The 20,801-nt window shown below is 63.7% G+C and carries 16 protein-coding genes, 1 tRNA gene, 1 pseudogene and 1 riboswitch; of the genes and pseudogenes, 9 read left to right on the forward strand and 9 right to left on the reverse strand.

Annotated features, from left to right (window positions below; all coding sequences use genetic code 11):
• Nucleotides 1–219 (forward strand): annotated as a pseudogene (locus CFR76_RS04660) (IS5/IS1182 family transposase); the annotation flags it as partial.
• 77 nt (nt 220–296) lie between these two features.
• Here CFR76_RS04660 and CFR76_RS04665 read toward each other — a convergent pair.
• The 3 genes from CFR76_RS04665 to CFR76_RS04675 form a co-directional block, all read right to left on the reverse strand.
• Nucleotides 297–1,382: an oxidoreductase gene (locus CFR76_RS04665; RefSeq protein WP_110556089.1), complete on the reverse strand. Its 1,086-nt coding sequence runs from the start codon at nt 1,380–1,382 to the stop codon at nt 297–299.
• A gap of 194 nt (nt 1,383–1,576) precedes the next feature.
• On the reverse strand, nt 1,577–3,349 hold the full coding sequence (locus tag CFR76_RS04670; RefSeq protein WP_208623935.1) for a porin family protein: 1,773 nt from the start codon (nt 3,347–3,349) through the stop codon (nt 1,577–1,579).
• Nucleotides 3,350–3,820: 471 nt separating this feature from the next.
• Nucleotides 3,821–4,066, reverse strand: coding sequence for a hypothetical protein (locus CFR76_RS04675; RefSeq protein ID WP_110556090.1), 246 nt, complete (start codon nt 4,064–4,066; stop codon nt 3,821–3,823).
• 92 nt (nt 4,067–4,158) lie between these two features.
• On the opposite strand from CFR76_RS04675, the gene CFR76_RS04680 reads away from it, so the two are divergent.
• The gene (locus CFR76_RS04680) at nt 4,159–4,674 is read left to right on the forward strand and encodes a DUF2721 domain-containing protein (RefSeq protein WP_110556091.1); all 516 of its coding nucleotides are present in this window, start codon (nt 4,159–4,161) and stop codon (nt 4,672–4,674) included.
• Between the two features lie 8 nt (nt 4,675–4,682).
• On the opposite strand, the gene CFR76_RS04685 is transcribed toward CFR76_RS04680, so the two are convergent.
• From CFR76_RS04685 to CFR76_RS04705, 5 genes are all read right to left on the reverse strand, one after another.
• A complete protein-coding gene (locus CFR76_RS04685) occupies nt 4,683–5,648 on the reverse strand; it encodes an ABC transporter substrate-binding protein (RefSeq protein ID WP_110556092.1) in 966 nt (321 codons plus the stop codon).
• A gap of 63 nt (nt 5,649–5,711) precedes the next feature.
• Nucleotides 5,712–5,808, reverse strand: a riboswitch (TPP riboswitch).
• Nucleotides 5,809–5,870: 62 nt separating this feature from the next.
• Nucleotides 5,871–7,085, reverse strand: coding sequence for a cytochrome b (locus CFR76_RS04690; protein ID WP_110556093.1), 1,215 nt, complete (start codon nt 7,083–7,085; stop codon nt 5,871–5,873).
• Between the two features lie 205 nt (nt 7,086–7,290).
• Nucleotides 7,291–7,367 (reverse strand) — tRNA-Arg (locus CFR76_RS04695).
• A 70-nt stretch (nt 7,368–7,437) separates the two neighbouring features.
• Nucleotides 7,438–10,731, reverse strand: coding sequence for an efflux RND transporter permease subunit (locus tag CFR76_RS04700; RefSeq protein ID WP_110556094.1), 3,294 nt, complete (start codon nt 10,729–10,731; stop codon nt 7,438–7,440).
• 27 nt (nt 10,732–10,758) lie between these two features.
• Entirely contained in the window at nt 10,759–11,601 is an 843-nt protein-coding gene (locus CFR76_RS04705) for an SDR family NAD(P)-dependent oxidoreductase (protein ID WP_208623936.1), read from the reverse strand.
• Nucleotides 11,602–11,688: 87 nt separating this feature from the next.
• Here CFR76_RS04705 and gmk point away from each other — a divergent pair, with 87 nt between their 5' ends.
• The 7 genes from gmk (at nt 11,689) to CFR76_RS04740 (ending at nt 17,929) form a co-directional block, all read left to right on the forward strand.
• Nucleotides 11,689–12,351, forward strand: coding sequence for a guanylate kinase (gmk, locus tag CFR76_RS04710; protein WP_110556096.1), 663 nt, complete (start codon nt 11,689–11,691; stop codon nt 12,349–12,351).
• A gap of 139 nt (nt 12,352–12,490) precedes the next feature.
• Nucleotides 12,491–13,729, forward strand: a complete 1,239-nt coding sequence (locus tag CFR76_RS04715; RefSeq protein WP_110556097.1) for a multidrug effflux MFS transporter — start codon at nt 12,491–12,493, stop codon at nt 13,727–13,729.
• A 130-nt stretch (nt 13,730–13,859) separates the two neighbouring features.
• Nucleotides 13,860–14,645 (forward strand): MlaE family ABC transporter permease, encoded by a 786-nt coding sequence (locus CFR76_RS04720; protein WP_110556098.1) that lies wholly within the window; start codon nt 13,860–13,862, stop codon nt 14,643–14,645.
• Nucleotides 14,642–15,436, forward strand: coding sequence for an ABC transporter ATP-binding protein (locus tag CFR76_RS04725; RefSeq protein WP_110556099.1), 795 nt, complete (start codon nt 14,642–14,644; stop codon nt 15,434–15,436). The genes CFR76_RS04720 and CFR76_RS04725 overlap by 4 nt, the downstream gene beginning before the upstream one ends.
• 167 nt (nt 15,437–15,603) lie before the next feature.
• Nucleotides 15,604–17,010, forward strand: a complete 1,407-nt coding sequence (gene radA, locus CFR76_RS04730) for a DNA repair protein RadA (protein WP_110556100.1) — start codon at nt 15,604–15,606, stop codon at nt 17,008–17,010.
• Complete coding sequence (locus CFR76_RS04735; protein ID WP_110556101.1) at nt 17,007–17,633, forward strand: IMPACT family protein; 627 nt, start codon at nt 17,007–17,009, stop codon at nt 17,631–17,633. The genes radA and CFR76_RS04735 overlap by 4 nt, the downstream gene beginning before the upstream one ends.
• Nucleotides 17,634–17,692: 59 nt before the next feature.
• Entirely contained in the window at nt 17,693–17,929 is a 237-nt protein-coding gene (locus CFR76_RS04740; protein WP_010513701.1) for a DUF3297 family protein, read from the forward strand.
• A gap of 225 nt (nt 17,930–18,154) precedes the next feature.
• Here the strand turns inward: CFR76_RS04740 and CFR76_RS04745 are convergent, their stop codons facing one another.
• Nucleotides 18,155–20,749, reverse strand: coding sequence for an MMPL family transporter (locus CFR76_RS04745; protein ID WP_110556102.1), 2,595 nt, complete (start codon nt 20,747–20,749; stop codon nt 18,155–18,157).
• Nucleotides 20,750–20,801: the final 52 nt, after the last annotated feature.

The following is a 20,801-nucleotide window of genomic DNA, read 5'->3' on the forward strand; positions in this document are numbered from 1 at the left end:
AGCATACGCGCGCAAGGCGCCTGTGTGGTCATTCCCCAGCGCAAAAACCGCCTCGACAGACGCCCGTTCGATAAAGCCCTGTTCAAAGCGCGCCATCTTGTCGAGAACTTCTTCTGCAAACTCAAGGAGTTCAAGCGCATCGCCATGCGCAGCGACAAGACAGACAGGTCATTCTCGGCCATGATCTATCTCGTAGCCGCAGTCATCAATTCACGCTAATCCCCAACAGGCCCCAAAAAAGCTTCACCAAAAAACTTTCTTACGTTTTTCAGTTGTTTTGTGAATGCTCTTTTACTTTACGGCGTTCCCTGTAACCAGTCCTGCCTTTCCCGTTCCGTCAGGGGCAGGGGAAGCGCCATCTGGCGCTGGCTGGATTCCAAACAGGTTTCCATGACCGCCATCAGTGCCACGGCCTGTATGGGGGGCACGGGGTTATGGCCCCGGCCCATGATCGCGTCGCGGAGCATGGCATAATAGATACGCTGGTCGCCGGGCGGGGCAGGCAGCGCGCGCGGCGTATCGGCGCCGTCGAATACAAGCATGTCGTCCGGGTCAGCACCCCAGCCAGGGTCACCGGGGCGCATTCCGGCACGAAGCTGGTTTTCCTGCTGGTCGGCCTGACGTTTCACGATCGTGCCGCGTGTTCCCTGCACGACAAAGCGCGGACCGGCCCATGCCGCAAGCAGGCTGCAATGCAGGCTGACCCGCCTTTCCCCATATATCAGCAGGACCTGCGCCCAGTCATCGCCACGGGCATTGTCGCGCAAGGACGCCAGGCTGGCCTGCACAAGATCCGGCAGGCCAAACAGGTGCAGGGCCTGATCGGCCAGATGCGGCCCCAGGTCGAACCACAGGCCACTGCCCGCCGCATCCGTTTCACGCCAGCGTTCACGCACCAGTGGGCGGAAGCGGTCCATGCGCGATTCCAGTTCGGTTACCCGCCCGACCTGCCCTGTCGCAATCAGGTTGCGGATGCCAAGGAAATCGCTGTCCCATCGCCGGTTCTGGAAAACGGACAGGAACCGCCCCTGCTTACGGGCGACCCGTGCCACCGTGCGCGCCTGTTCCAGCGTGGTGGTGAATGGCTTGTCCACCACCACATGCAACCCGGCGCGTAATGCTGCAATGGCAAGATCGGCATGGGTCGTGTTCGGGGTGGCGATCACCACCATGTCCAGATCAGGCAGGGCGAACAGGGAATCGGGGGTGGGGGTAACCGTCACCTGGGGCCAGTCATGCAAAACCGCGTCGCGTTGCCGCGAACAGACGGCGGCCAGTTCAAGCCCCGGCGTTGCATTGATCAGGGGGGCGTGAAAGGTACGCCCGGCAAAGCCATAGCCGACAAGGCCGACCCGTAATGGCCAGCGTGGTGGTGCGGACATGTATCTCCCTTCCCTGTGGTTTCCCATGATGGTGGAAACCGGCACATGAAGGGCAGAGTATCAAAACAGCCTGCCGATAAAAGTTCCCGGGTGCCGCCTTTTTTCAAAAAGGCGGTCTCCCCTGAAGCTTTTTGAAAAAAGCTTCACCAAAAAATCCTTTAAAATCAGCCAGATGTTTTAAGGGCAATCGGGCATCAGAACAGCAGGATCATACCGCCCGATGCACTGTTGTCGCTTTCCTTGTACGGGCCATGGGCGGCGGAACTGGTATGGGCGTATTCGGCCACAAGGTTCAGCCAGTCGGTCATCTTGTAGTAGGCCGCGCCCACTTCCGATTCATTGCGGCGGACAAGGTCGGGATCGCTCTCGCCGGGGGCAAGGTAGAGGTTACTGACGCCATAGCTTCCGACCAGTTTGAACTTCTTGGTGAAGTTATACATCATCTGGACATAGTAGCCTTCCGATGCGCGCTTGCGCCCGTTGCTGGCGACACCATCAAAGAACAGGCCGGTCGTGCCCAGGCCACTGCCACGATAGTAGTAACCCACGAACTGCGCCGCGCCATAGGTCAGCTTCGTGCCGATTTCGCCTGCTTCCGCCGTGACGCCATGTTTTTCGCCCGGAATGACGGAGACATCCGCGGTGTTGCTGGTGGTCATGTTATAAATGCCACCATTGGCTTCAAGCAGGGCCGTATGCACGGTCGTTGTCCGGCTGACCATCAGGTCCTGCTGGTGCTGTGTCAGGAAACTGGCCCAGATACGCGCGCTCAGGCCACCAATCTTGAAGTCATAGGTCACCTTGCCCTGGATCATGGGCGAACTGTGCTGGGTCGATCCGGCCGAATAGGCGGTGCCATTGGGATCATCGCCTGAGAAATCGAACTCATCCAGCGGCTGCAGGATGCCGATCGTGCCCTGGAAGCCCTTGATGGTGGGCGACTGGTACGAAATCTGCGGGATCCAGTCGGCATACACGTAACCCACGCCGATACGGCCCAGCGAGGTATTGCCCGGGGCCGAGTTGCTGCCGGTGGAACCGACACTCAGCAGGGTCGCGTCATCCAGGATGGCGTCGCCGCCAAAGATGCCAAGGTCACGACCGATCTTGAACGTGCCCCATTTCTTGTTGCCCGCCGTCACGTAAACCTGACGAAAATCGATGCCGGCGGTGCCAAGGCCCACCGGGCTGCCGCCGGTATTGGCGTTGAAGGCGCCGTTCTTGGCGTTGTCGATGCCGGGATACATGCCCATGACGGCGGCAAGGTCGATGCCGTTCTGCGTGGTCGAGAGCTTGAGGATCAGGCCCGCAGGCAGCAGGCCGTTACGCAGCGCCGAGGAATCGAACCCGCTTGACCCGGTCGAGACGCCACCGGCCACCGGCATGCCGCCCGCCGGGCTGTTATAGGTATAGAACCCGTTGATGAAGCCCGACAGGTTGATGTTGATCGGACCCGCCTTGAAGGTCAGGCCCTTGCCAGGCTCATATTTCGCCATGCGCACAAACGAGTCGCCGCCGCCAAGGCCCATGGAGTGCTGGGTGGCCAGCCAGGTGGATTCAGCCGATGCAGCACTGGCCTGCGCGTTGGCCGCTGCCTGCTGGGCCTGCGCCAGTACGTAATCGGGGTCCATGCCACCACCGCCAATGTCGATCTGGCCGGGGGGCTGGACCGGCTGGCCCATGGCTGTGCGCATCTGGGCATGGGCGGACGTGGGGACGGCCATATGGCGCTGTGCGGGCATGTACTGCGTTGCACGGCTGGAGGCGGAGGCCGCTTCGCGCACATGCTGCATGTGATGGGCCAGAAGCCCCCTGTACTCACCCTGCGTCAGGCTGCCCTTTGCCTTCAGGATGTCGAGAAGTTCACTATAATCGTCAGCCCGCGCCTCTTCGGGGCAGGCAAGGGACGCGCCCCCGCTTGCCATGACAACCACCGCGCCAATACGCGCCAATTTTCCTGCTGACATAGTATTAAACTCCCTGCCTGCATTCCTGTTGTATAAAACCGCGCGGGTCAATGGCCCCCATCGGGTGCGACAGATGCCGTCCAGCAACATGACATGGATGTAATGACGGAGGGATTCTTCCCCCCGTGCGGGGCGCAGGCAGGGCATACATGCCCATATCTAGATGGATTCGTTGGCAAATCTTCCTTCTTTTTTATACAATGTTCAAAATATGGTCAGCAGGGAACACATGTGCGTTTTCCGACCATAAGCGTACGATATCACAGTACGACAGGGGCAGCCGGACGGGTAAGGAACCGGAATCGTAACATTCCGAAGGATGCATCAAACAATCGTGTGCGCATGTTTTTCTGTCCAGAAGTCAGTAAAAAACAACACAATTACGTTATGTGCATTCAGGAATACAGAATACATCATCACAAAGCCGTGTTTGTATTCTATTGGTTAATTATTGACAGTATCCTATATGCCCTATCCCGCATTCAGGGCCGTGCGGGCCTGCCGCCATGCGGCTTCCAGCGCATCGACCATCGTATCGTGGGGCATGGTCCATTCAGGGGCGTCCTGTCCGGGCCTGCCCAGGCGCGCGCGCCACTGCCCCGTGCCGGTGGCCGAGGGCTGGCGGTCAAGGCCAAGCGTCCAGTCCGCCGGGATGCGCGCCAGCACGCGCGCCAGCCGCTTTTCGGGTGTCAGCGGTGTTGCGTAATTATGTGACATGGAATCTCCTTACGTCTGCGCATTATCGACTCTGTCCTTGACGCGGGCGGTGATAAGCCCAAAAAACGCAGGCTTTGCCCGTAGCCAAGGATTTGCCTTCCGTGTCTGCCTTCCCCGGCCTTGTTCCCGATGCATCCGTTGATGGTGTCGCCCACCTGATCCAGACCGCGCTGACACCGGTTTTCATGCTGTCGGGTATCGGCACGTTGCTGAACATGTTTAATACACGGCTGGCCCGTGTCAGTGACCATATCGAGACGGTACGCGACAAGCTGGAAAACGCCGATGACAAAAGCAGCGCGGAATCCGCGCAGCTGCTACGCCGGCTGACGCATCTGCATTACCGCACCCTGCTGCTGGATGCGTCCATCCTGTTCGCGGGCGTGGGTGGGGCATCGGCCTGTGGCTCGGCCTTTGCGCTGTTCATGGGCAGCGTGCGCGATGCGTCCATTGCGTGGTGGCTGGTGCTCATGTTCGGCAATGCACTGGTCTGCACCGTCATCGCGCTGGCCATGTTCCTGGGCGACAGCCTGGTGGCGTGGCATGGCCTGCGGGTCACGACCTTCCTGCCGCACAGGCAGGACATGCTGCACAACATTATCGACTGACGCGCCAGTCAGGGTGTCACGACCTGACTGAACGGGTCAATCGCGTACTGCCCCAGCGGGATGTCATGTGTCATCATGCCATGGGCATGCAGGAACGTGGCAAAGGCCGTGTAGCGGGGCACGTTCAGCAGGGCTGGCTGCTTGCATATGCGCGGCAGGGTGGCCTGCCACGCCGCCCGGTTCAGCGGCGTGTCGAATTCCGGGTGGTCATGGATCGTCTGCGCCAGCATGGCGTCGGGGTGGTTGATCAGGGTATTCGCCCCCTCCGCCAGCGCGTCCATGAACTGGCGTATCCACGCATCATGTGCATGGTCGCGACCGGCCAGGAAGATCAGTTCGTCTGACATCGGCACGCCATGTTCCTCGGGGAAAAACGCGGAGACCTTTATCCCCTTCTGCTCCAGGTCGATCAGTTCATATGTCCGCACCGCCCCGATCACGCCATCCACGGCATGGCTTATGATGGCCTGTTCCAGCTGGAAATTGACATTGACCTGACGCACGTCGCCCATGGCAAGCCCGGCCGAATGCAGCATGGTGTCCAGCGCCGCGTCATCCACCCCCGGCATGGATACGCCAATGGCCCTGCCCTTCAGGTCGGCGATGGTGTGGACATTCTCGCCCGTAATCAGGACATTCAGCGGGGTGTCAATCAGTGTGCCCACCCGTACCAGCGGGATATCCTGGTCCGCCAGCATGCCAAGCTGCGTCTGGTAGGATACGGCAAGGTCCGCCTGCCCCGCCGCGACCAGGCGCGCGGGCGATCCGGGGTCCGCCGGGGCGACCAGCTTCACATCCAGCCCGTGGCGGGCGAACGCGCCGCTGTACTGGGCGGCCAGAAGGGCGGCGTGGTCGGCGTTGAGGAACCAGTCCAGAACGACCGTGACCTGCTGGCTGGCGGCATGGGCGGGCAGGGCCAGCACCGTGCAGGCCAGGACGCCTGCCGCCCCAAGGGCGCGCGTGAGGGTTCGCATGGATGATAAGGCTCCCTTTCCCTGACATCCGTGATCCACGGCAGGCAGGCAATGGGTGCGTATGTCCCGTCGGGACAGCCTCCCTTCGCTGGCATGACCCAGATCAGGTTCAACGGGTATGATCTCAGCCCACGGATCGTGGGCACCCCGGTCAGGCGGGAAGAGTGTGGGCATGGCCCGCATCCGTCAAGTCACGGATCAACGACCATGCCCGATCCCGTATCAGGCGCCGGGCTGCTGGCGTTCACGCCGTGCGCAGAGCGGCAGCAGCACAAGGAAATAACCGAAATAATACAGTGCCGCGATGCGGCCCGCGATCATCCAGCCGCCTTCGGCATGGTGGCGGCCCACCAGCCCCATCAGCACGAACGCCATGACCAGCCCCATCATGCCGATCCGGCAGGACGGGCGGAAACGTGCCGAACGGATGGGCGAACGGTCCAGCCACGGCACCGCGAACAGGATCAGGATCGACCCCGCTGCCGCCAGCAGGCCGCCAAACTTGGACGGCACGGACTGCAGCAGGCCGTAAAAGGGCAGGAAATACCATTCCGGCTCGATATCGGCGGGCGTGTGCATGGGGTTGGCGGGGCGGTAGTTTTCCGGCTCGGACAGAAGGTCGGGCCACAGGAACGCAAGGGCCACGAACACCAGCGCGAACAGCACGAGGCCCGTCAGGTCCTTGGTGGTGTAATAGGGATGGAAGGGCACGGTCTGGCGTTCGGGCAGCGGCCTGCCGTCGGGGTTGTTCGGCCCGCTGACATGCAGCGCCGCCACATGGAAGGCCACGACGGCCACGATGGCGAACGCCATGAGGAAGTGCAGCACGAAAAAGCGGTGGATGAAGATATCCCCCAACTGGTCGCTGCCTTCCATGATGTGCTCAAGTATCCCGCCAATGACCGGCACGGCGCCCACCGCCTTGCCCGCGACATCGGCCCCCCAGTACGACATCTGCCCCCACGGCAGCACATAGCCCGCGAATGCCGTGACCATGACCATCAGCAGCAGCGCCAGCCCGGTCAGCCACAGGATTTCGCGCGGCTGCTTGTACGACCCGTAATACAGCCCCCGGAACAGGTGGATGTACAGGGCGGCCATGAACAGGCTGGCCCCGGTCATGTGCATCGCGCGCAGCATCCAGCCGCCGGGAAGCTGGCGTTCGATCATTTCCACCGACATGAACGCCCCGGCGGAGGTCGGGGTATAGTTCATGGCCAGGAAAATGCCCGTGGCCAGCATCAGCACCAGCACCGCCGTCAGGATGGCCCCGAAATTCCACAGCGCATTCAGGTTCCGGGGCATGCGGAAGTCGATATATTCCTGCCGGAAGCCGCTTACGATCGGAAGCCTGCGGTCAATCCAGGACAGGACGCCGCCAGAGCGTCCGGAGTGCGCATGGGGGGGAATGTTTTCGGGAAGACTGGGCCCGCTCATTCTTGTTTCCTGAATTCAGACGAAAGAAAGATCAGGTAACGGTGTAGCAGCCACAGGGGCGGCAGGCACCTCATCTTTTTGGATCAGGAACGATTTCATGCCGCGGTGTAACGCGATGGCGGCAGCCGCCCACACGCCCGGACATGCGACCAGGCACAGGGGCCAAACGACTGGTCCGCAACGGTAATTGCAATTTCAAGGAAAGTGGCGCACCCGAAAGGACTCGAACCTCTAACCCCCAGATTCGTAGTCTGGTGCTCTATCCAGTTGAGCTACGGGTGCGCTGTGAGGCGGCTTTTAACTGACCCCGCCTGACCCCGCAACCCCTTATTTTCAGTTATCGAAAATTTTTTTATCCTTTCCCGCGCGACAGCAGCCTGCCCGCGATGCGCCGGGTCCAGATGCGGATATGTTCCATGTAGAGGTAGATGACCGGCGTGGTGTAAAGCGTGAGCAGCTGGCTCATCATAAGGCCCCCCACCACCGTAATACCCAGCGGGCGGCGCATTTCCACGCCGTAGCCACTGTTGGTGATCAGTGGCACCGCCCCAAGGGCCGCCGCCAGCGTGGTCATGAGGATGGGGCGGAAGCGCTGGATGCATGCCTCGCGGATGGCATGGCGGGCGTCCAGTCCGTGGTCGCGTTCGGCATGCAGCGCGAAATCCACGATCAGGATGGCGTTTTTCTTCACGATCCCCACCAGCAGGATCATCCCGATCATGGTGATCAGCGAAAACTCCTGCCCCAGCGCCCACAGCGCCAGCACCGCCCCCACCCCGGCCGAAGGCAGGGTGGACATGATGGTCAGCGGGTGGATGTAGCTTTCATACAGGATGCCCAGCGTCACATAGATCGTGACAAGGGCCGCGATGAAGATCAGCACCTCGTTGATGATGGCGGACTGGAACTGCGCCGCCTGCCCGGTAAAGCCGCCATGGATGGACTGCGGCACATGCAGCCGCACCATGGTGTCGGCAATGGTGGCCGCCGCGTCGCTCAGCGCCATGCCGGGGGCAAGGTTGAAGGAAATGGCCGCCGATACGAACCCGCCCTTGTGCGACACGGTAATGGCGGTGGGATGGGGTTCAAGCCGCGCCACGTTGGAAAGGGGCAGCATGGTTTCGGTGCTGGATGACACGGCGGACCCGTTTGAGGCACCCGTGCCCCCCGCCAGCCTGTTGGCGATTTCGTTGCGGAAGGACTGCTGGCTCAATTGCGTGCTGGTGCTGGCCTGCGTGGTGGTCGCCATGCGGGCGCGGACCGTATTGGACACCGTGCCGCCGCCGGGGTTGCCCCCGGCGGTGGAAATGCGGAACGACTGCAGGATGTCGGGGGACGTGCGGTACTGGTCCGCGACTTCCATCACCACATGGTAGGTCGCAAGCGATGTGGAGATGTTGGATGCGATGCGCTGGCCAAACGCGTCATACAGCGTGTTGCTGACCAGTTGCGGCGTGATCAGGTACCGCGCCGCAAGGTCGCGTATGATGTCGGCATGGATGGCCGCCCCGTTGTTCATTACATCCGTCGTGACGTCACGCAGGGCGGGCGCCGCGCGCAGCGCCGATGTCAGCGTGGGTACCCAGGTGTAAAGGGCGTCCGCGTCATCGCTGGTCAGCAGGTAGCGGTACGCCCCTTCCTTCTGCCGGCCGCCGCCGCCGCTTATGTCGCCTGCCGAAAACAGGGACACGTCCAGCCCCGGGATATTGGCCAGCCGCTTGTGGATGCGTTCGATCATCTCATCGGGGCCGTCATCGCGCTTCGTGCGGTCCACCATCTGGGCGAAGGCCTGCCCCTCGATATTGGTGTCGCCGGAAAAGGCGATGACTTCCTGCGCATCCCTGTCGGCGGTCAGCGCGTTGCTTATGGCGCGGATCTTTTCCGTCATGGCGGGAAACGACGTGGTCTGGTCCGCGCGGAAGAAGCTCATGACCATGGCCACGTCTTCCTTGGGCAGGATCCCCTTGGGCATGAGCACGATCACCCCGATCATGATCGCAAGGCTCAGCGGCAGGGTCACGGCGGTCAGCACGTGGTGGCGCAGCGCCACATCCAGCGTGCGTTCGTAAAACCGCAGCAGGTGCCGGTACCCCGCTTCCAGCCAGTCGCCCACGGCCCGTGGCCCGCGCCGCCACCACGGCGCGCCGGGGGGCAGGGGCGTGTCATGGCTGACTTCCAGCAACAGGCTGCACATCATCGGCGTCAGGCTGAGGGCAAGAACCAGCGAGACGGTGACGGTAATGGCCAGCGTCATGGAAAATTCGAAAAAGACCTTCCCCGGCGTCCCCCCCAGCAGCAGCAGCGGCAGGAACACCGCCACCAGCGAGATGGTGATCGACATGACGGTGAACCCGATTTCACGCGATCCCGTGAGCGACGCCTCCATCCGCCCCATGCCCGCTTCCATGTGGCGGGCGATATTTTCCAGCACCACGATGGCGTCATCCACCACGAAGCCGGTCGCGATGGTCAGCGCCATGAGGGACAGGATATCGAGCGAGAAATGGAACAGCGACATGATCGCCAGCGTTCCCGCCAGCGAAATGGGCACCGTAATGGCCGGGATCAGCGTGGAACGCGGCGTGCGCAGGAACACCAGCACGACAGCCACCACCAGCAGTACCGAGGCCAGCAGCGTCCACTGCGTATCGGCCAGCGACGCGCGGATGGTGATGGAACGGTCCATGGCCGGCGTCAGCATCACCCCCGCCGGCAGGGCGGCGCGCAGGGCGGGAAGGCGGGCCTTGATCTCATCGGTGACGCGAATGACATTGGCGCCCGCACGCGGCAGGATGATGGCCATGGCGGCCCTGCGCCCGTTCAGGAAGCCGACCTTGCGTTCGTTTTCAACCCCGTTATGCACGTAGGCCACGTCCTGCAGCCGCACGGGACGGCTGTCGCGGTAACCGATGACAAGGTCACGGTACTGCGCCGCACTGCGTGCCTGGTCATTGGTGGCAAGGGTGTAGCGCGTGGTATCGTTCTCGATCACGCCCTTGGGGGTATTGGCGTTGGCCGACGCCAGGGCGGAGCGGATGTCCTCGAACCCCAGCCCGTATTTGAACAGCGGCCACGGATTGATTTCCACCCTGACCGCAGGCGCGGAACTGCCCATGAGTTCGACCCACCCCACGCCCTGCACCTGCGACAGCAGGGGTTGCAGGCGTGTCTTGGCGATATCATACAGCTCCGACATCGGCTGCGTGTCCGATGTCAGGGCAAGGATCATGATCGGGTTTTCGGAGGGGTTGGCCTTCCAGTATTCCGGCTGTGATTCCAGTGTCGCGGGCATGTCGGCGCGGGCCGCGCGCAGGGCGGCCTCCACGTCATTGGCGGCGGAATCTATATTGGTCGAGTCATTGAAGGTCAGCAGGATGAAGGCGCTGTCCTGGCTGGAATCGGATTCAATCTCGCTTATGCCCGCGATCTGTCCCAGCCTGCGTTCCAGCGGGGTGGTGACGGAACTGGCCATCTGCTGTGGCGATGCCCCCGGCTGGCTGGCCACGACGTAAATGACGGGCACCGCGATATCCGGCAGGTCGCCCACCGGCAGGATCCGGTAGGCAAAAAGCCCCGAAAGGACGATGGCCGCCGCCAGCAGGGTGGTCGCGACCGGGCGCAGGATGAAAATACGGCACAGGTTCATGACCTGTTTCCGGGTGCTGGACGCATGCTATTCCTGATGTGCGCAGGCGGTGGGGATGGCTGTTTCCCGCCCTGTTTCCGCCATGGTGTCCGCCTGTCCCGCAGGCTGGCGATAATAATAATATTCCGCGACCCGCGGTGGCAGCAGGTCCATGAACCGTGACCCCGCAGCCAGCCACCACGGGAACGAGATGCGTCGCCGGCCCGCCGCAACCCCCGACAGGATGGCGCGCACGGCGTCCCCCGTCTGGGTCAGGCCCGGCATGGGGAAAGTGTTCTGCGTGGTCATAGGGGTGGCGACAAAGCCGCAGCACACGCTGGTCATGGCAATGCCCGCGCGCTTCATGTTGGCCCCTGTCGCCACCATGAAGCGGTCCACCGCCGCCTTTGACGCGCAATAGGACGGCGTGCCGGGAAAGGAAACCAGCCCCGCCACCGATGACATGGCGCAGATGCGTCCCCGCATCCCGTCCCGCGCGCGGGGCTGCGCGCGCATGACATGGATGGCGGGCAGCACCGTGTTCAGCACGCCATCCATGTTGGTCGCGAACATGCGGCGGACCTGCGCATCCGGCTCGGCCGGGGCTTCGTCCCCGCCCCTGGTCGATGCGGTAATCCCCGCGCAGGCAAAGACCAGGTCCAGCGGGCCGGCGCCCGTGATCCATCCTTCCATGCCTGTCTGTTCCCGCACGTCCTGCACCCGTATGCGGGCCTCCGCGCCACGTGCGATGCAGCCTGTCGCCACGGCGCGCAGGCTGTCGGCATTGCGCCCGCCCAGGTGCAGCGTACGCCCCGGTCGGGCAAGGGCAAGGGCAAGCCCGCGCCCAATCCCGGACGAGGCACCTGTAATCAGTATCGAATCCTGTTTCATATTCGCAGAATACATACACCCTGTTAGAACAGCGCTACCCCGTTTACGCATCCGGCGCGCATTTACGCCATCACCAGGGAGAACCGCATGACCCAGACAACCATCCCCACCCGCACGCCCCCACTCGCCCCGGTCCGGCGGCGTGGTGTGTGTCTGGTCATTTCAGCGCCATCCGGGGCGGGCAAGTCAACCATTGCGAATGCGTTACGTGCATCGGAGCCACAGCTGCTGCATTCTGTATCCGTCACCACCCGCCAGCCCCGGCCGGGCGAAAGCGATGGAATCCATTATCATTTCCGCAGCATGGAGGCGTTTACCCGCATGGCGGAAGCGGGTGAGATGCTGGAATGGGCCACCGTGTTCGGCCGGGGGTACGGCACCCCGCGCGCGCCGGTGGAGCAGGCCCTGGCGGAAGGGCGCGACATGGTGTTCGATATCGACTGGCAGGGGCACCGCCAGATCCGTGCCGCCCTGCCGGGGGATGTGGTCAGCCTGTTCGTCCTGCCGCCTTCGATCGCGGAACTCGAACGCAGGCTGCATGGCCGCGCATCCGATGAGGCGGATGAGATCGCACGCCGCATGCAGGCCGCGCGCGACGAGATCTCGCACTGGAACGAATTCGATCACGTCGTCATCAATTCCGACCTTGACCAGGCCATAGCCGAGGCCCGTGCCGTGCTGGTGGCGGCACGGCTGGAACGCCACCGCCAGGTGGGGCTGGCGGACCTGGTGGCCAGCTTCGGGGTCTGATCCGGGCCACCGCCATGCGTCCCCACCGGGGGCGCATGTGTTTCATGCGCCATGGATGATGGACAAGCCGCCGGGAATTGATATTGCGGACTGGCGCGGCATCCGTCGCGCCATTTTTTCCTGACCGCCCGGATTTCCCATGCCCTCGCGTAGTGTTCCCGCCCCCGTCATGCCGTTCTGGATGATTGCCCTGCTGGGGCTGCTTACGGCCATCGGCCCGCTGGCGACCGACATGTACCTGCCCGCCTTTCCCAGCATGGACGCGGAACTGGCCGGCGGGCGGGCGGGCGCCAGCCAGGTCACGCTGGCGGCATGGTTCGCGGGGCTGGCGGTGGGGCAGTTCAGCCTTGGCCCCATTTCCGACCGGCTGGGCCGCAGGCTGCCGCTGCTGGGCGGGCTGGTGCTGTTTACCGCCGGGTCGGCCGGGTGCGCCATGGCCACCGGCTTCGACCTGTTCTGCCTGTGCCGTTTTGTCTCGGCACTGGGCGGGGCGGCATGTGTTGTCCTGCCGCGCGCCATCGTGCGCGACGTGGCGACGGGGGCTGCGGGCGCGCGCATCATGTCGCAGCTCATGCTGGTGTTCGGCGTCATGCCGATCCTTGCGCCATCGCTGGGCAGCCTTGTGCTGATGCTGGGGCACTGGCGGTGGATTTTCACGATCGCGGTCATCTATGGCGTGCTGGGGCTGCTGACGGTGCTGGCGACCATGCCCGACACCATGCCGGTGGAAAAACGCATCGCCTTTTCCCTGCCCGGCACGATCGCCCGTTACGCCGGGCTGGTGCGGGAGCCGGTGTTCATGTCCAGTGCGCTGATCAACAGTTTTTCCTCGTTCGTCATGTTCGCCTACATCACCTCTGCACCCATGGTGTTTGAACACCTGCTCGGGTTCACGCCCACCCAGTTCGGGGTGTTTTTCGGCATGAATGCGGGGATCTTCATTGCATGCGCGCAGCTGAATGGCGGCCTGGTCCACCGGATCGACCTGTCGCGGCTGCTCGATGGCGGGGTCGCGTGCAGCGTGGTGGCGGCGGTGGCGTGCCTGGTGCTGTCGCTCGCGGGGGTCGCCGGCCCCGCGCATCCTGTCCTGGCGTGCGTGCTGATCAGTTGCATTACCGGCTGCCTGGGGTTTGTGGGACCAAACGCCACGGTGCTGGCCTTTACCCACCACGGCCACCAGGCGGGCAGTGCGTCGGCATTGATGGGCACCATCCAGTTTTCCCTTGCGGCGGGTAGTGGTTTCATCCTCGGGCATGTGCCCTTCCATTCCCCCGTGCCGCTGGCGGTGGTGGTCATGGGGGGCGTGGGCTGCATGGTGGCGTGCAACCTGTGGCGCCATGCCTGCAACCGGCGGGCGGATGCATCCCACGCGCCCTGATTGCGTGGAGGACATGGGGAAGGGGTACGCGCTTTCGCTTTGACGTGGGGGACATGCCGCGCTACGGCAGGGACATGTCTGCTGAACCTGTTGTCCGGCATGGCGATCACCCACATGCGCGGGAGGCGTTGTGAACGGCATTCTCGATTTCATTGCCGGGCTTGGCAGGGCCGTTCTGGATATCGTCCGCATGGCGGGGCGGGTGGCGCTGTTTGCAGCCGTCGCCCTGTCGCATGTGGTCCGCCCCCCCTTCTACTGGCGCACGCTGTGGGGCACGCTGGTGGAAATCGGCTATTTCTCCCTGCCGGTCGTGGCGTTGACGGCGCTGTTTTCGGGCGGCGTGATCGCTCTCCAGTCCTATACCGGTTTTGCCCAGTACCATGCCCAGAACGCCATTGCCGGGATTGTCATCCTTGCGGTGACGCGTGAACTGGGGCCGGTACTGGCGGGGCTGATGGTGGCGGGCCGGGTCGGGGCCGCCATGTCGGCCGAAATCGGGACCATGCGGGTGACCGACCAGATCGATGCGCTGACCACCCTGTCCACCAACCCCATCAAGTACCTGGTCACGCCACGGCTGGTGGCGGGCACGCTGGCGCTGCCGTTCCTTGTGCTGGTGGCCGACATACTGGGTGTGCTGGGCGGGTTTACCGTGTGCGTGATGAAGCTGGATTTCTCGGCATCCGCCTATATCACGGCCACCATCGCCTCGCTCAAGGTGATGGACGTGACGGTGGGGCTGGTGAAGGCGGCCATATTCGGGTTCCTGATCGCGCTCATGGGCTGCTACCATGGCTATAACAGCCGTGGCGGGGCCGAAGGCGTGGGGGCTGCGACCACGGCGGCCGTGGTCGCCGCCTCGATCCTGCTGCTGACGTTCGACTACCTCCTGACAGACGTGTTCTTTTCCCAATGACAGACACAACCCCCAAGATCCGCATTCGCGGCCTGAAAAAGGCGTTCGGCCCCAAGGTGGTGCTGGACGGGGTGGACCTTGATGTGATGGGCGGCACGTCGTTCGTGGTCATTGGCGGCTCGGGCACGGGCAAGTCGGTGCTGCTGCGCTGCATACTGGGCCTGATCACGCCCGATGCCGGGTCCATCGAGATTGATGGCGTCGATGTCACGACGCTTTCGCCCCGCCAGCGCGAACCCTACATGGCGCGGATTGGCATGCTGTTCCAGAACGGCGCGCTGTTTGACAGCCTGAGCGTATGGGAAAACGTGACCTTCGGCCTTGTCGCCGCCGCACGTGCGGGCCATGGCCCGCGCATTACCCGTGCGCAGGCGCGCGCGCAGGCGGGGACGCTGCTGGAACAGGTGGGCATGGACCCCGCCGTGGGCGCGCTGTCGCCATCCGAACTGTCGGGCGGCATGCAAAAGCGCGTGGGGCTGGCGCGCGCGATCGCCGCCCGTCCTGAAATCCTGTTCTTTGACGAACCGACAACCGGGCTTGATCCCATCATGGGCGCGGTGATTGACGGGCTGATTGCCGACTGCGTGCGCAAGCTGGGATCGACCGCCATCGCGATTACGCATGACATGGCCTCCGCCCAGCGGATCGGGGACCGGGTCGGCATGCTGTATGAAGGCCGGATGATCTGGCAGGGACCGCCCTCCACCCTGTTCGACAGCGGCAACCCGGTGGTGGACCAGTTCACCCATGGCCGCCGTGAGGGGCCGATCAAGGTGGATGTCCGCACCTGACTGATAAATAAAGATAAAAGTTTTCCGGATGCCGCCTTTTTTCAAAAAGGCGGTGTTCTTTTGAAGCTTTTTGAAAAAAGCTTCACCAAAAACTTTTCCCCGTTTGGCCAGGCGGCCGGTCGTTCCATATATGATATACACGATCTGTTCTTGTCCAAGGAGCCATCATGGCGCGTCGGCCCGCTAACCGTTTTGTCTGCCAGTCCTGCGGGGCGGTCTTTCCCAAATGGTCGGGCCGGTGCGACGCCTGTGGCGCGTGGAACAGCATTGTCGAGGAAACGGTCGAACCCACCGCCACCGGCGGTACCACTGCCCGCAGGCGCACGGGCGCCCGCATCAACCTTGTCGGCCTTGCGGGTGATACGCCCCCCCCACCGCGTATTGAAACCCGTATCGGTGAACTGGACCGCGTGCTGGGCGGCGGGCTGGTCCCGGCATCCGTCGTGCTGGTTGGCGGTGATCCGGGTATCGGCAAATCGACGCTGCTGCTTCAGGGCGCCTGCGCGCTGGCCCGCGCCGGGCGCAAGGTCATGTACATTTCGGGCGAGGAAGCGGTGGACCAGATCCGCCTGCGCGCGCGCAGGCTGGGGCTGGAAGCCCCCACGCTGGAACTGGCCGCCGCCATCAACGTGGCCGATATCGTCGCCACGCTGGAGGCGGAAAAGGATCTGGCGCTGGTCGTGATCGACTCGATCCAGACCATGTGGATGGAAACAGTGGAAAGCGCGCCCGGCACCGTAAGCCAGGTGCGCGCCTGCGCGTTCGAACTGATCCGCCTGGCCAAGCAGCGCGGCTTCAGCCTGATCCTGGTGGGGCATGTGACCAAGGAAGGGGCGCTGGCCGGCCCCCGCGTGCTGGAACACATGGTCGATGCGGTCATGTATTTCGAAGGCGATCGCGGGCATCAGTTCCGCATCCTGCGCGCGGCCAAGAACCGCTTTGGCGCGACCGACGAAATCGGCGTGTTCGCCATGACCGATCAGGGGCTGGAGGAAGTGCCCAATCCCTCCGCCCTGTTCCTGGCGGAACGGCGCGGGCATATCGCAGGCTCCGCCGTGTTCGCGGGCATGGAGGGCACGCGCCCCGTGCTGCTGGAGGTACAGGCCCTGCTGTCGCCCAAGGCGGGTGATGGCGGCGCACGGCGCGCGGTCGTAGGCTGGGATACGGGGCGGCTGAACATGCTGCTGGCGGTGCTGGAAGCGCGGTGCGGCATCAAGCTCAACGCCATGGATGTCCATCTCAATATCGCGGGCGGCCTGCGCGTCGGGGAACCTGCGGCCGACATGGCGGTGGCGGCCGCCCTTGTCTCCGCCGCCACCGGCCAGCCCACCAGTGCCGGTTCGGTCTATTTTGGCGAGGTCGGGCTGTCGGGCGAGATCCGTCAGGTCTCGCAGCCCGACACAAGGCTGAAGGAAGCGCACAAGCTGGGTTTCGAGCAGGCCTTCCTGCCGCGCCGCATCGCGCGCGGCAACCGCAAGCCCACGGCCCCTGACGGGCTGGGCATACAGGAAATCGGCCATCTGGGCGATCTGGTCAGCCTGTTTACGGGAGCCATGGAGGAGGCAGGGGCGTGAGTGCGCCCGAACGCTTCATGCTGCGTGAACCCGCGATGCTGGAGCGGGAGATAAAGAAAAGCATTTTCCTGGCGCAGGCCGCCCCCGTTTCCACCCCGGCGGAGGCCATGGAATTCATTGCATCCGTCAGCGATCCCGACGCCACCCATAACTGCTGGGCCTACCTGATCGGCCAGACCTATCGCAGCGATGACGCGGGCGAACCCGGTGGCACGGCGGGACGCCCCATCCTGCAGGTGATCGAGGGACAGGGTTTCGACCGTACCGTGGTCGTGGTGACGCGGTGGTTTGGGGGCACCAAGCTGGGTGCGGGCGGCCTGGTGCGGGCCTATGGCGGGACGGCGGCGGAATGCCTGCGCACGGCGGACCGCGTCCCGATCGTGGAGATGGTGTCCCTGACGTTTGGCTGCGGGTTTTCCGAACACGCCCTGCTGCGCGCGCGACTGGAAAGCATGGACTGCCAGATCGTGACAGAGGAATTCGGCGCGGACGGTGTCGGCATGCAGATCACCCTGCCCGCGACACGCGAGGCGGAGGTCCGTACCCGCATCACCGACATCACCCGCGGGCAGGCGTTGATCCGCGTGGTGGAGGAAGACGCGATACCGGGTGTTGGAGACTAGCGGCATTGCCGCTATGTCAGACAGCGTTTCACGTTCACCATACGGAAAAAAGACCAGATATGACCGATACCCCACCGGACCGTCTGTCCGTCAATCCTGCCAGCCCCTTCTACAACGAGGCCCTGCTTGATCGCGGCATTGGCGTGCGTTTCAAGGGCATCGAGAAAAACAATGTCGAGGAATACTGCATAAGCGAAGGCTGGGTGCGCCTGGCCGTGGGCCGGGGCACCGACCGTTTCGGCAACCCGATGGCCATGAAGGTCAAGGGGCCGGTCGAGGTCTGGTTCAAGTCCTGAACCCTGTTTGATAAAAAACAATAAAAATTTTTGGGTGCTGCCTTTTTTCAAAAAGGCGGCGTTCTTTCGAAGCTTTTGCAAAAAGCTTCACCAAAAACCTCCTTTAATTTTAAAGCGCTATCATGATCTGACTTTTCAAACAGTCTCCAAACCAGCCCGGATACGGGACAGTATTAAAAAAGGCCGCATCCTTCCGGGTGCGGCCTTTCGTGTTTCCCCGCCGGGTCATTCCTCGTCGATCGGGCGCTTGGGCAGCAGGGCCGGCACGAAGACCAGCGTCGCCACCAGCGTGCATGCCAGCGACAGCAGCAGCAGCCGGCCCATGCTGGCCGTGCCCGGGTGGTGGGATGCCGCAAGCGAGCCGAAGGCCGTGCCCGTCGTCAGCGCGGAAAACAGCACCGCGCGCGCCGTCGGGCTGGACAGGGGCAGCCTGATTCCCGCCCGCCAGTTCATGACGAAATAGATGTTGAACGACACGCCAACCCCCAGCAGCAGGGGGAGTGCGATGATGTTGGCGAAGTTCAGCTGTTCGGGCACCACGATGATCAGGATGACCGTCATAAGCGCCGACAGCAGCAGCGGTGCGAGCACCAGCGCCGTATCCAGCAGCCTGCGCAGGGCGACGGCAAGGATGATGGCAATCATCACGATGGCGGCAGCCGCCGCCGTGACAAAGGCATGCACCATGGTCGCGGCACTCTGCACGATGTCGATTGCGGAACCCGCCGCCATCGGGGCGACCTTCTGGATTTCGTCCACATAGGTGTGCAGCGCCCGGTTGCCCTTCATCTCCCTGGTCGGGTGGACCTCGACCAGCGCCCGGCCGTCGGGCAGCAGGTAGTCATGCGCCAGCTGCGCGGGCACGTCGGCAATCGCAACCGGCTTCACCTGCAGCATGTCGCGCAGCATGTTCAGCTGCATGGGCAGGAAGCGCACCAGCGCCTCGTTGGTGGCCAGCACGCGCTGGTCATCCGCCTGCGACAGGTGGGCCAGCGCCGACTGGATGCGGCGCAGCGGGTCATCGGCGGCCAGCCTGTCCATCACCCCGCCCAGTGCCGCCGCCGTCTTGGCCGCCGCCGTGCGCAGGTCGTCGGCGTCTGGCGCGGGTTTGGGGTTGGGCACCAGCAGGGTCGGCAGCATGATGTTCGCGGCATCCTGGATCAGGGGCAGCTTGGTCTTCTGGTCCGTGGGCACGAGCGACCCGAGCCATAGCGCGTCATGCACCATCGGCAGGTCCGACAGCCTGTCGGACATGGCGGCGGCCTGGTCCAGATCGGGCATCAGCACATCCACCGTATAGGGTGAATACTGCGGCTCCGACATCAGCATGCCCAGCGTGACCATGCCTTCCGACCTGGGGTTCTTGGTATGCAGCGGGTCGGCGTCGAATGTCAGGCGGGGCACAAGGGCCACGCCCACCAGCGCGATCACCACGAAGGCGCCCAGGATCGGCTTGCGGTGATGGCGGATCGCCACGTCAATCGGGCGGGCGAAGGCAAACCCGATCTTGCCATGGCCGGAGGTCGGGCGGAACAGCCGCAGCAGGGCGGGCAGCAGCGTCAGCGTGCAGATGAAGGCGAACAGCATGCCGAAACCGGCAATCAGCCCAAGCTGGGCCACGCCGACAAAGGCGGTGGGGGTAAAGGCAAGGAACCCGGCCGATGTCGCCATGGCGGCGACAAGGATCTGGTGGCCGGTTTCATTGCCGGTCTGCTCAAGCGCGTCCAGCAGCCCCGGCGAGGACCCGTCCGGCAGCGCCTGCGCGCGGAACCGGACCGAGAACTGGATGGCGAAATCCACCGCGATACCAACGAACAGGATGGCGAAGGCGACCGAAATCAGGTTCAGCTTGCCCACCACGATGGCGGCGAAACCCGTGGTCAGCAGCAGCCCGGACACCAGCGTGGTGATGATGGGAATGATGATGCGCCACGTATGCACCGCCAGGATCAGCCACAGCGTGACCAGCACCAGCGACCCCAGCAGGCCGGCCACCATGCCTTCGGCCACGGTTGCGAATTCCTCATCCGCGATCTGGGTGTCGCCGGTAATGTGGACATGCGCCCGGCCGCTCTGGACAAACGGCAGGCTGCCCGCCGCGGCACGGATGGCGTCCGACGCGGCGCCGCCGGGCTGGAAGGAATCATAATCCAGCTTGGGCTGGGTTACGACAAACTGGTACTTGCCGCCAAGGTCGGCCAGGTCCCCCGCCAGCAGGCGTTCCCATGACAGGGGTTCGGGCGTGCCCGATACCGAATGCTGCAATGTCGTGGCGAACCCGTCCAGCGCCGCATGGAAGGGGCCAAGGTCGGCCTGCCCCTGGCTTATGCCCAGCGCGATCAGGTTCAGCGCGTTGAACAGCCCGCGCCCCGACGGGTCGGCGGCCAGTTCGCTCAGGAACGGCTGCGCGGTGATGGTGGTGTTGAGCACCCGCTCCAGCGCCTTGGGGTCAAGGAACATGAGGCCGTTGCGCACCAGGTAGGGGTCGGTCTGCGGCGTGGTGACGTAATTGAAATGGGTATGGTCGTCGCGCAGCCTGGCCGCCAGCGCCAGCGCGGTCTGCTGTGCCTCTTCCGGCAGGGCGGCGTCGATCACGGCGACAAGCTGGTCCTGTTTCTGCGGGAACAGCCGCCCCATCTCGTCCGAACGCTTCTTCCAGTCCAGCGAGGCCGAGAACATCGTCCCCGTATCCGTGGTCACGCCCAGCAGCGCATAGCTGGCATAGGTCGCCCCCGCGATCAGGCAGGCGAAGGCCAGTACCACCGCAATGGCACGACGGGAACAGAAAGCGACAAGGCGCCCAAGCGGTACCGATAGCATGACGAGTATTCAGCCCTTCAGAAACCTACGTCGTGCCGCATGAAGCGCGGCA

Origin of the sequence: Komagataeibacter swingsii, from assembly GCF_003207895.1 — a bacterium.
GTDB classification, from domain to species: domain Bacteria; phylum Pseudomonadota; class Alphaproteobacteria; order Acetobacterales; family Acetobacteraceae; genus Komagataeibacter; species Komagataeibacter swingsii.

What these genes read in the sequence shown, in the direction of transcription:
- CFR76_RS04705 (WP_208623936.1), bottom strand. Translation starts at nt 11,601, where the DNA reads ATGAAACAGGATTCGATACTGATTACAGGTGCCTCGTCCGGGATTGGG.
- CFR76_RS04725 (WP_110556099.1), top strand. Translation starts at nt 14,642, where the DNA reads ATGACAGACACAACCCCCAAGATCCGCATTCGCGGCCTGAAAAAGGCG.
- CFR76_RS04670 (WP_208623935.1), bottom strand. Translation starts at nt 3,349, where the DNA reads ATGTCAGCAGGAAAATTGGCGCGTATTGGCGCGGTGGTTGTCATGGCA.
- CFR76_RS04740 (WP_010513701.1), top strand. Translation starts at nt 17,693, where the DNA reads ATGACCGATACCCCACCGGACCGTCTGTCCGTCAATCCTGCCAGCCCC.
- CFR76_RS04675 (WP_110556090.1), bottom strand. Translation starts at nt 4,066, where the DNA reads ATGTCACATAATTACGCAACACCGCTGACACCCGAAAAGCGGCTGGCG.
- CFR76_RS04700 (WP_110556094.1), bottom strand. Translation starts at nt 10,731, where the DNA reads ATGAACCTGTGCCGTATTTTCATCCTGCGCCCGGTCGCGACCACCCTG.
- CFR76_RS04745 (WP_110556102.1), bottom strand. Translation starts at nt 20,749, where the DNA reads ATGCTATCGGTACCGCTTGGGCGCCTTGTCGCTTTCTGTTCCCGTCGT.
- gmk (WP_110556096.1), top strand. Translation starts at nt 11,689, where the DNA reads ATGACCCAGACAACCATCCCCACCCGCACGCCCCCACTCGCCCCGGTC.
- CFR76_RS04715 (WP_110556097.1), top strand. Translation starts at nt 12,491, where the DNA reads ATGCCCTCGCGTAGTGTTCCCGCCCCCGTCATGCCGTTCTGGATGATT.
- CFR76_RS04665 (WP_110556089.1), bottom strand. Translation starts at nt 1,382, where the DNA reads ATGTCCGCACCACCACGCTGGCCATTACGGGTCGGCCTTGTCGGCTAT.
- CFR76_RS04690 (WP_110556093.1), bottom strand. Translation starts at nt 7,085, where the DNA reads ATGAGCGGGCCCAGTCTTCCCGAAAACATTCCCCCCCATGCGCACTCC.
- CFR76_RS04685 (WP_110556092.1), bottom strand. Translation starts at nt 5,648, where the DNA reads ATGCGAACCCTCACGCGCGCCCTTGGGGCGGCAGGCGTCCTGGCCTGC.
- radA (WP_110556100.1), top strand. Translation starts at nt 15,604, where the DNA reads ATGGCGCGTCGGCCCGCTAACCGTTTTGTCTGCCAGTCCTGCGGGGCG.